Raw genomic sequence first — 9829 nt, forward strand, 5'->3', positions numbered from 1 at the left:
GTAGGAAAAACGAACAGACCTTTCCCAAAACTGTGAAAAGTTAGATACACATAAAATGTTAGCCGAACAAGCTTCAATTAGCAAAGGTTCGTATGTCAGAAGGAGGAAGTGGCGGATTAGAACCTAGCCCAGAAGTGGGCTACGTTAAGGCTGGTAAAACAGCAGTAACAATTGCGCAGATGTCAGGTAAGACTCGGCTAAATGGTTTATCGCGGTTTTCATCGAATTGGGAGGTGAGACTAATCGGTGGTTGACCACCAATAAGGGCGTAGACTTCCTCTACAGAATCGCAACGATGCCAAAAGAGCAACGCGACCAACCGCACACAATCCCGTCCACTGGCGAACTTAAAACGGTTGACGAGATGACAGTACGAGAACTGCGCGAGGTTAAGGCGGAATTGAAACGCAAGGGGTGTCAGATGGAATACACCTTAGGGGTGTCAAACCGGATACACGAACTATACTACTTTCTTTTTAACTAAACTACTATCTTTTAATAATTAACGAGTCTTTATGCTAACGCATAAATCCTCTATGTCGCTATCGCTCCATGTAAACGGTTATCGACACCGTAACTACGGACACCATATGTATTTACAGTAAGAAGAACTATATCTAACGAGAACTATCGTTTAAGAAGATAAAAGATATTGCGAGTCTTTGCTGACGCAAATCCTCTACGTCGGCTAAAGCCTCCGTCTCATTACATTATTGATGATATCTAGCGATTGTAATAATATCGATGTAATAGATAGACGCGGACTTATTTTGCGTTCTTTGCAAAATGAGGACGCAAAGGTTTTAATAGGTTGTTCCAACCAAACGGAACCTTTATCGTTACTGTTGATATTGGGCGTTATCCTTACGTGATACTACTGATAAGATAGACAAGATGTCCTGTCGATATGGAGAATCGTACAATATATATGCAATTTGTAGCTAATTCAATACATAAAATACTATATATTGTGTTGTCGTAACAAAAGTAACCGGGACGTAAAAGGCAGGTAATTCGTCGATTTCGGGACGTAAAAGGCAGGTAATTTTTGAGGAGTGTGAAATTGTGAAAATACAAAAGGGTCAAGTTATCGAGGAATTGGCATTCGAAGCGTCACCAGGTTCTGGCGCAGTTGAATTTATGAAAAGCGTATTGGACATGGACGGATGCGATATATATGATGCCATGCTGTTGTTGCGAGAGTTAGAAGAAGAATCACCGGAAATATTTCAAAATAAGCGTGTTAGACCGTGTTGTGCTTGCGGTTATTTATTCTACGATCATTCAAAGCCTAATTCGGCGGTCGTATGCTCCGAAGAATGTAGGTCGCGTAAAAACGTCTACTTACGAAAGTTGAAACGGAGAGAACAGGCGGTTGAAAACGGTACAAAACGTGAAATGGCTCGCGATAACCACTATTCGCATGAGTATGGATTTTGGTCGAGTGATGAAAGATTAATAGAAACGGACCAACGCCATTTCGTGGATACCGATGACTTTGAAAAGACGGTTGCACGTTCGCAGCAGCGCCAATTAATTGGTGGCAAGAAGCGCTCGACTTCTCAGAATATTGACGATATCCAATCGACAACTACCCGCCGTTCTCGCGAGTTTTGGGGAACGACTTGGGCTACGGCATATGACGACGAGAAGTAATTCCATACTGCGGTCATGTCGTCTAAAAGTGGAATAGCGATTTTAGATGGTTGCACGCAGATTAGTTAGGTTGAGTTTTTAGGCGGTTAATGGCTATACCTAATAAGGAAGTAAAATGTAGTTATTATGGAATGTGTCTAAAATGTGAACGTTAATGTTACAAGTTTGTAAAGATTGCAATTCAGAGGTGGTCTTTTAGGCGTTTAGTTGGCTATATAGGTGAGGAAAGGCACTAAATAATGTATTTTAGCCGTTTAGTTATCTATATATTATGAAGGGAAGTTTTTAGCCATATTTTTATGTACAACGTATCTAGCCTAAGAGTACGGAGAAAAACTAGCTTTTGCCGATTAATTTCGTCACAAAATAGCGTAGTTGTTGGCTAAACATTATAGGGAAAGAAAAGTCTAAGTACCAAAACATCTGTTTAGTTATCTATGCTATATGAATGCTTGTATTTCACCTTCGGTTGTACTTTATAGATTGAGGAAGTAAAAACTTTTGTCCACTAATACACTATTTGCCGTTTTAGACACCTATACAAGGGAAGCCATATTTTACACGATAGGTCATTATATAGATTGAGGAAGTAAATAACATAAATTCAAGCGGTCCATTCGGGCGGCTTTTTTATTTTGCAGAGTAGTTGAGGAATTTACACAACAATATTAGAGGTGGTGAGGAAATGTCAAAATTGAACGCAGCTCAAATCAAGTATTATCGTGAGGCACTCGGGTTAACACAGAGCGAGTTGTCGAAGGAATTAGGTATTTCAACAACGATGCTAAGCTCGATTGAACGTGGCGACCGTCGCCTCACACCAATGGTCGCAAATAAAGCGTTTCAAAAATTCGATGAATCACGGCAGCGTTTGGCGAGGGTTATCGCTGAACTAGGCGAACTCGCTGACGCTTTACAAAAATAAAACGGAATCAGAAAAGGAGAAGATATGACATGACAGCATTATCAGCAGGCAAACAATTCGTACAATTAAACCAGGCAACACGACGCAAGGTTATTGCGCAAAAACAAAACTACGTAGTAAGAGATGGTAAGCCGTACAGCTTAGAAACGGGAGAATACTTAGGCGATCTCTTCACTCATGACTTGGTTCCAAAAATGACCGAATCAAAATTTCGTTCTATTGAATCAATCCAGGCGCTAGGCTCTCACGAAGAAGAAAACGGAGGTTTTGTTTTCGCCTTCTTTCAGCAGTCACGAACAATAATTGAACGTTTCCCTTCATTAAATAACACTGACATCGCTCGATTAATGTATCTGGGGACATACATCGCATGGAATACAGGACGATTGCAATACGATAACGGTAAGGTAATCAGTCTTGAAGGTTTTGAAAAGTTGACTGGCCTTAGTCGCAAACGTGCTCGCGAACTATTCAGTCGTTATTGCCAGGAAGGTATCATTTCAGAGTCGGAAGGGGTGCTTTACATGAATCCTACCGTCTTTTTCAGAGGAAACATTAAGTCAATTCAATCGCATACAGCGGATTTGCAACATACACGAATGTTTAAGAAAACAGTACGTGATTTATACGATTTATCAAACGGCAGAACGGTCGGACAGCTTGCGCTAGTCTACTCGGTATTGCCGTTTTTAAATTTCGAGACAAATATCGTTTGCCACAATCCAGATGAAACGGATTCAGACCGATTACAGCCGATGAATATTGAAAGTTTAGCAGAGTTACTAGGGTATGCGAATGCTGCAAAGCTGAAAACGACAATGAACCGCGTGAAAATTGACGGAAAAGTAGTGTTTGGATTCTTTGAGAACACGAATGACCGTCGCCAAAAAGGAATCACAGTAAATCCACGCGTAGTATTTGGCGGAAATGGTGAGCAGTTGCAGGCGGTAAGAACACAATTTAATCAATTTGGAGGAGTTTAGAAATGAAACTAAAGCAGACTATTACACAAATTGACGTCGCAGAATATGACGTACAAATCGAAATGTCAGACGGAAGCATTTATGCCGAAACTTTTACTCAGAGTAATGCAGTTTATCCGGCATTTAAGACACTCATTCGTGTGCTACAACCTTTGAAAGACGTATCTGTGCACATTGAAACTGAAAGTAAACCACTTGCTGACGAGTACAATGCAATTCAGCAGAATCCAAACGCAGCATTATTGAATCACTTGAAGATGGTAATTGCGCGACAAAATCTCGATGTCACTATCGAGTGCGTAGCGTAAATATAAACACTTGAAATGAAAAGGAGCAGATATGAAATGACATTAGAATACCTTCAATTAATCGCAAAACTAGCTTACATCGAAACAAGACTGGCGCTTGCAATGGAAGTAGGTGAGCATCATGTGTAAAGAGCTTACTTGTCGTATTTGTAACGAGACAAAAGCAATTGAGCTATTCCGACGTGATGCTAAGAGTAAAACTGGACACCAGAATATTTGTCGGAATTGCCGTAGTAAGCACCGCGAGAGAAATGGGGAGACTCATAGAGTACGTGCTCGACATTATGCAGCTAGGGCGGGGGATACAATACCACTCGTTTCCTGGGAGTATATTGCCGAATTAGCCAAGCAAGATTGTGTATATTGCGGTATATCGCTCAAAGACGAGGGTGTTATTGCGACGTGTGATCATGTTTACCCGCTGAAAGACGGCAATGCATATGGAGGAGCAAATATTCCCGCAAATGTTCTTCCGGCATGTAAAAAATGTAATGGCAAAAAGAACGGACTTTTTGCGATAGAAGCATTCGATAAATATCCCAAGCAATTCAAACCGGAACTATTACGACCGTTCGTCCAACGTTTTATCGGCGGTCTTATTGGCCGGAAACTGACCGACATTGAAGTTGAGCAGATGATAGGGCACCTACGCGATGAGGCGGTAGAGATTCGGAGAAATGAGGCGAAACAATGCAAAAGATCGAGCGAGGCGTCTATAGATATAACGCAGGAGATGTTAACAGCGGTTGGATAACACTTTATAAACTACGAGAAATGACGGCGGCACAGCGTGAAAAATACGACTTGTGTCGCTATTTTAATGGAAAAAAGGAGGAGCAAAATGCAGATTTACTACAGTAATGACAACAGAGAACATTGTGTATACATCGACGAGGGAGAACGCCAGTATCGGATATTCTTGCCGAAAGAAGTGGCCACGCTGGATGCCCGATATTTTGCACAATCAGAAGCAGCAACGTATGTAATTGAGCAACTGTTAAAAGGCGGTGATTAAATGCGCTTCGCCTTACTTTCAATCGTCTATTTGCGAGAGGTTCCGTTCATTTCACTGTTAATTTACCAAACGGATGAACGAGGCATATCCAATTTAATTGGTGAAATCTCAAAGCCTTATGAGGATGTTATCGACTTGCTAGACGATTTATATGCGTTTGAAATTAGCGAGCTGCAGACGGATAGCCAAGAGTTGTATCGAGAATTAATGAGCGCTCAGTACCCGGTGATTTATCGCAGAGAGGTCGAAGGAACGCGCGAGCAGATTACTCGTAACGAGGAAATGTTAGTCGAATTATTCGAGTTGGACAAGCAAGACGAACAGCCAACGCCTGTTATTCCAACATGGCGATTGTGGTTCATCAACAAGCTAGAAAAAATTATTCAAATACTAAAAACAAAGGGGATAATACTAAAATGACAATTAAGACGCATGAATTTAAACTGTTGCAAGATTACAGAGAAGAAGGTGCTGAACGCGCAGCGAAACACCAGAAGTATCAAACAGACTTAAAAAATGCACGCGCTCGTTTAAGTGAGTTGCAGACGCAATATGAATATACGTTTACAGAAAGCATTAAACAAGGCACAGATGCAACTGCGCAACTCGCTAAAATTGACGATGACATTGCGCTACAAAAAGAGGTTGTAGCACGACGGGAGCGTGATGCTCGTTTAGCACATGCGGCTATGCCGGAAGGTAAGATTTCGTCTGTAGATGTAGTAAATGAGTATCAAAATGTGTTTGTGCCTAAGGTTAGAGCTGAATATGAACCGATTGTTGATGCAAAATTAAAAATGGCGAGGGATTTGCTAATTAGCTGTATTATTGATCACCGCGATGGTGAAGAGGCTTACGGATATTTACGTGAAGAAATAGCTGAAATAACTAGAGCAAATCGTAGTCAAGGTAAGACGAGTGAGAGTCCGGTAATAGATCACCCGACAAGTACAGCGAAAGTTATGGGAAGTCTGGGAGTTACAAATGGAGTGCATGAAGTAATCAGCCAGGTTAGTCGATTCACATACGGGCATAAGCCGAACGATTTTGAATATATCGCAGAAGTACCAACGAAAACTAAAGGAGCGAAATAATTATGAGCAAATATAACGAACAATTAGAAGCATTGATGGCACAACAAACGAAGGGTAAAGGCACTAATTACCGCGTTTTAGAATCTGGATTAAAGCAGAAACTGAAAGACGGCACAATTCAACAACAGGACGTAGCAATCGCATTACAAGTCGCAAGTGCAATTGGTTCGTTAAGTTCGCGTGTTTTATACGCAAACATTAAACGAGCTGCACAACAAGAGCATGAAACACAGCAAACTGAATAACGCAATATTAACAAAAGACATGCCGGTAATTAACGTCGTGTCTTTTTTTCATTTCATAAAAAATAAGGGGGATATAAGGGATGAAAATAATCAAACGTAAGCAGGAAATAACGCAATTACTAGACGATAACGAAATTATACTTGCTGCAGCTAAGTTTGTAGTAGAAGTAGAACGCCTTCACGGTAAAGTTCCGCAATTAAAGGTTAAACTGGCAGCTGATTTAAAAGTACCATTACTAGCTATTGCAATGAGTGGTCGAATACAAGCGGACCATGCTCGTAAACGATTAGAGGCGCTGAATGCAGCTATCGAATATGCAGAGGATGATAGAAGCGCTCGCAAACGATACATTACAGCAAGCCAACAAGCCGACCGATTGGCTGACGTAGTAGCAAAGAGAGTTGAGCGCATCTAATGGCCGTTAATTTAACCGCGGTGTTTCGCGTTAGAGATAGCAATGGGACAAGCCGTCTTAGACGAATCACGCAGATGATGGATAGGATGAATCGTACAAGCCGCACTACTAGCGAAAGTATGTCGAGAGCGCAATCGGCAACTAATCGTCTTGGCGGCGCTGTATCTTCAACGTCCAATCGTATGAACGGCTTTTCTGCAAGTATTAGCCGACTTCACGTAGGTTCTAACGGACTCAGCGCCTCATTCGGGGGTCTCCAAAGTACACTCGTTGGGCTAGCTAGTGCTTACATTGGAGCTAATGGGGCAGCGAAATTACTGAATGCAACGATTGGTGAGGCTGCTAAGTTTGAACAATCAAAGGCGATTATCCAAGCCGCATTCCAGGACGATAATGCGACGAATCAATACATGAAAATGGTCGATAAAATGGCAATCGATTCTCCATTACTTAACTCAGGAGACATGTTCGCAGGATCAAAGGGACTTCTTACGCTAACTAAAGACATGAAACAACTTGGAACAGCATGGAAGCTTGTTGAGCGTCTTGTTGCCAGTGATCCAACGAAATCAATCGATGATGCTGTGCGCGGTATGCGTGAACTTGCGTCCGGAGATACGATTTCTTTACGTGATGTATTTAACCTCGATAAAAACATCTTAAATGATGTTAAGGGTGGCTCATTTGAGGAGCAGCTTAGAGGAATAGATAAGGCATTAAATAAAATGAATATTACACAAGATACAGTTGAGGCAATGGGATCGACTACACTTGGTAGATGGAATAGCCTTAAAGAGCGAGTCGGTACGTTTTTCCGCGATATGGGTGGAGAATCAAATTCAAAATTAGGAACCTTCCTACAACGTATCAATGACGCAATCGATACTAAAATCGACGTGAAATCACTATCCGATAAACTAGGCGGTATGCTCGGCAAAGTAACCGACAAAGCTATTGCACTCTACGATTTATTCGTGAAGTTTCGTAAACCAATCTCTTATGCTGCAGGCGCAGTAGCAACGTTTGTTGGCGCACTTGCGGGTGTGGGGATCATCGCAGCCTTAGCGAATCCAGTATCGTTAATCGCCGCAGGAATAGCCGCAGCAGCAGTCGGACTTAAAGCGCTTTATGATAATAGCAAAGCCGTTCGCGGAGTCATTAACGGTATTAGTAGCGCATTCAAATCCGTATCGGAAATATTTAAAAACGGACTCAAGGGATACGGAACAGCCCGAAATCTACTCGAAGATGCCGGTTTTAGTGAAGGGCAAATACGAGCTATTATGACGTTCGGATATTCGCTGAAAGATGCGTTCGACAAGGTTAAAGCCGTCTTTAAAAGTACAGCTAAAATTTTCGGCGGCGAGCACAAAGCCTCTTTAGACATACTAAAAAGCGCTGGATTCTCTGATGAGCAAACTAATCTTATCCGCAAATTCGGATACAGCCTAAAATCAGCATTCGATATGGTAAAAGGCGTATTTTCTGGCATAGGGACGTTAATTATTGGTGGAGGTACCGTAGACCTACTAACCGCATTAGGATTCTCGCCTGAAACAGCGACAAAAGTAGACGGACAGATTAGCGGAATCATCTCGAAAGTATCCGAATTTATAACTAACGTTAAATCTAAATTTGGCGAAGTAAAAGCGTATATTTCCGAAAAAATAACGCAACTTTCTCCAACATTTGACCGACTGAAAGAAATATTCTCTACAGCGTGGTCCACGATTGTCAGCATATGGACTAACGCATGGTCCATTATAGAGCCGTATCTTCAAGGTTTCTGGAATATGCTGCAGATTCTCGGCGATATTGCGGTAACCGTATTTAATAACGTCATTGCTCCAGCAATCTCGTTCCTAGTTCAACTATTTTCAACGCTGTGGTCAGTCGCAAAGCCTATCCTTGAATTACTAGGAATCGCATGGGAAGCACTATCGACCATCATTAAGTGGGCGTGGGACAACGTCTTAGCTCCGCTAGTTGACTTCATTTTAACAAGCGTTAAAAATGCGTTAGATAACTTTTCAGGAGCGCTATCTATCGTGCAGGGTTGGTTCGAAACGCTTAGCGGATGGATTTCGACTGCAAAAGACCACGTAAAGGACTTTATCGGATTTATCTCTAACGTTAAGCTGCCTAGCTGGATTAGTAACGGAATCAGTGCTGGAGTAAACTTCGTTGGAAATTTAATCGGTGCTGGCGAGGGTAAAAAAGGCGGTAAGAAATCGCACTATAGCGGACTAGATTCCGTACCATATGACGGCTATTCTGCGCGATTACACAAAGGTGAACGCGTCCTTACTGCGCGAGAAAATAAAGACTATTCGGAAGGCAATAACGGAGGAATCACTATCGCGAAGTTAGCTGACAGTATTGTAATACGAGAAGAAGCAGACATTGATAAGTTTGCGTATAAACTAGCGAAATTAATCGAAAAGGAGAGGACACAAGTTGGCTAAGAGTAGTATCGGATTGAGTTTTCGTCGCCGAGGAAAAAGACTCGAAACATGCAAGGGTTTTAGGAATATATATAGAATAGTACCTATAATAAAAGAAAATTAAGTCGAGAAGTTTGCTTTAAGGGGAGGGGAAGTAAATATTAACATTTATCGTATTATTTAGTCCTTTATATGCAATGTTTATTTGGCAATTCTTCAATCCAGAGAAAGCAATTTTAAACGGACAAGTAACGCTATGGCGATTTTTTCAATCTAAGGATGCAATGGAAGGGCAGCAACGAAAGAACTTTAATAGAGATGTGAATGAAAAAGAAATAGCGCAAACAAAAATTAGTTCTATTATAGGGGTTGTAGGTTTAACTCTATTTCTAATTATTATTAGCCTAGTATAAATTTCTGGACAAAGGTAATTATTGATTCAATGAATTATAGAAGAAGCGTATTCGATATAAACTCGGGTACGTTTTTTCTCTGAAGAAAAGGAAAGTGAAAAATGGTATACGGAAAACGATTCTATAAACCGTACTTAGTATCAGATACGGAAAAAGCCCGCCTTATGCGCGAGCTAAAGGGACACGAAGCGAAGGTTACTGCGATCGTTCTACTCGCTCAAAATGACGGATATTTGACGCAAGAACAAGTCGCACAATTAGTCGGCGTTAGAAGAATGACGCTGTATCGATGGAGACACTATGACTACGTTTATCAGTACGAGTTAGAAC

The 9829-nt window shown here is 41.4% G+C and carries 14 protein-coding genes; all 14 read left to right on the forward strand.

Going from position 1 to position 9829, the window contains the following annotated elements; genetic code table 11:
* The first annotated feature begins 92 nt into the window (after window positions 1-92).
* Entirely contained in the window at window positions 93-254 is a 162-nt protein-coding gene (locus EW028_RS25455) for a hypothetical protein (protein ID WP_193767469.1), read from the forward strand.
* Window positions 255-1065: 811 nt separating this feature from the next.
* A complete protein-coding gene (locus EW028_RS24035; RefSeq protein WP_131522715.1) occupies window positions 1066-1656 on the forward strand; it encodes a hypothetical protein in 591 nt (196 codons plus the stop codon).
* A gap of 685 nt (window positions 1657-2341) precedes the next feature.
* Window positions 2342-2581: a helix-turn-helix transcriptional regulator gene (locus EW028_RS24040; protein WP_131522716.1), complete on the forward strand. Its 240-nt coding sequence runs from the start codon at window positions 2342-2344 to the stop codon at window positions 2579-2581.
* A gap of 194 nt (window positions 2582-2775) precedes the next feature.
* Window positions 2776-3564: a hypothetical protein gene (locus tag EW028_RS24045; protein WP_193767470.1), complete on the forward strand. Its 789-nt coding sequence runs from the start codon at window positions 2776-2778 to the stop codon at window positions 3562-3564.
* Between the two features lie 2 nt (window positions 3565-3566).
* Window positions 3567-3872, forward strand: coding sequence for a hypothetical protein (locus EW028_RS24050; protein ID WP_131522718.1), 306 nt, complete (start codon window positions 3567-3569; stop codon window positions 3870-3872).
* 121 nt (window positions 3873-3993) lie between these two features.
* Complete coding sequence (locus tag EW028_RS26115; protein WP_131522719.1) at window positions 3994-4626, forward strand: HNH endonuclease; 633 nt, start codon at window positions 3994-3996, stop codon at window positions 4624-4626.
* On the forward strand, window positions 4563-4733 hold the full coding sequence (locus tag EW028_RS25460; RefSeq protein WP_193767472.1) for a hypothetical protein: 171 nt from the start codon (window positions 4563-4565) through the stop codon (window positions 4731-4733). Before EW028_RS26115 ends, EW028_RS25460 begins: the two co-directional genes overlap by 64 nt.
* Window positions 4734-4887: 154 nt before the next feature.
* Entirely contained in the window at window positions 4888-5307 is a 420-nt protein-coding gene (locus tag EW028_RS24060; protein WP_131522720.1) for a hypothetical protein, read from the forward strand.
* A 26-nt stretch (window positions 5308-5333) separates the two neighbouring features.
* Window positions 5334-5981 carry a hypothetical protein gene (locus EW028_RS24065; protein WP_131522721.1) on the forward strand — a complete coding sequence of 216 codons (648 nt, stop codon included), beginning with the start codon at window positions 5334-5336 and terminating at the stop codon, window positions 5979-5981.
* A 2-nt stretch (window positions 5982-5983) separates the two neighbouring features.
* The gene (locus EW028_RS24070; RefSeq protein WP_004226498.1) at window positions 5984-6226 is read left to right on the forward strand and encodes a hypothetical protein; all 243 of its coding nucleotides are present in this window, start codon (window positions 5984-5986) and stop codon (window positions 6224-6226) included.
* An 80-nt stretch (window positions 6227-6306) separates the two neighbouring features.
* Complete coding sequence (locus EW028_RS24075; RefSeq protein WP_131522722.1) at window positions 6307-6642, forward strand: hypothetical protein; 336 nt, start codon at window positions 6307-6309, stop codon at window positions 6640-6642.
* Between the two features lie 119 nt (window positions 6643-6761).
* Window positions 6762-9107, forward strand: a complete 2346-nt coding sequence (locus tag EW028_RS24080) for a phage tail protein (protein WP_193767471.1) — start codon at window positions 6762-6764, stop codon at window positions 9105-9107.
* Between the two features lie 176 nt (window positions 9108-9283).
* Window positions 9284-9499: a hypothetical protein gene (locus EW028_RS25465; protein ID WP_131522724.1), complete on the forward strand. Its 216-nt coding sequence runs from the start codon at window positions 9284-9286 to the stop codon at window positions 9497-9499.
* Between the two features lie 101 nt (window positions 9500-9600).
* A partial coding sequence (locus tag EW028_RS24090; RefSeq protein WP_255501804.1) for a phBC6A51 family helix-turn-helix protein occupies window positions 9601-9829 on the forward strand: 229 nt, incomplete at its 3' end.

Source organism: Lysinibacillus sp. OL1, from assembly GCF_004332175.1.
Lineage (GTDB): Bacteria > Bacillota > Bacilli > Bacillales_A > Planococcaceae > Lysinibacillus > Lysinibacillus capsici.

What these genes read in the sequence shown, in the direction of transcription:
- EW028_RS24075 (WP_131522722.1), top strand. Translation starts at nt 6,307, where the DNA reads ATGAAAATAATCAAACGTAAGCAGGAAATAACGCAATTACTAGACGAT.
- EW028_RS24070 (WP_004226498.1), top strand. Translation starts at nt 5,984, where the DNA reads ATGAGCAAATATAACGAACAATTAGAAGCATTGATGGCACAACAAACG.
- EW028_RS25460 (WP_193767472.1), top strand. Translation starts at nt 4,563, where the DNA reads ATGCAAAAGATCGAGCGAGGCGTCTATAGATATAACGCAGGAGATGTT.
- EW028_RS25465 (WP_131522724.1), top strand. Translation starts at nt 9,284, where the DNA reads ATGTTTATTTGGCAATTCTTCAATCCAGAGAAAGCAATTTTAAACGGA.
- EW028_RS24080 (WP_193767471.1), top strand. Translation starts at nt 6,762, where the DNA reads ATGTCGAGAGCGCAATCGGCAACTAATCGTCTTGGCGGCGCTGTATCT.
- EW028_RS24045 (WP_193767470.1), top strand. Translation starts at nt 2,776, where the DNA reads ATGACCGAATCAAAATTTCGTTCTATTGAATCAATCCAGGCGCTAGGC.
- EW028_RS25455 (WP_193767469.1), top strand. Translation starts at nt 93, where the DNA reads ATGTCAGAAGGAGGAAGTGGCGGATTAGAACCTAGCCCAGAAGTGGGC.
- EW028_RS24050 (WP_131522718.1), top strand. Translation starts at nt 3,567, where the DNA reads ATGAAACTAAAGCAGACTATTACACAAATTGACGTCGCAGAATATGAC.
- EW028_RS24040 (WP_131522716.1), top strand. Translation starts at nt 2,342, where the DNA reads ATGTCAAAATTGAACGCAGCTCAAATCAAGTATTATCGTGAGGCACTC.
- EW028_RS24060 (WP_131522720.1), top strand. Translation starts at nt 4,888, where the DNA reads ATGCGCTTCGCCTTACTTTCAATCGTCTATTTGCGAGAGGTTCCGTTC.
- EW028_RS26115 (WP_131522719.1), top strand. Translation starts at nt 3,994, where the DNA reads ATGTGTAAAGAGCTTACTTGTCGTATTTGTAACGAGACAAAAGCAATT.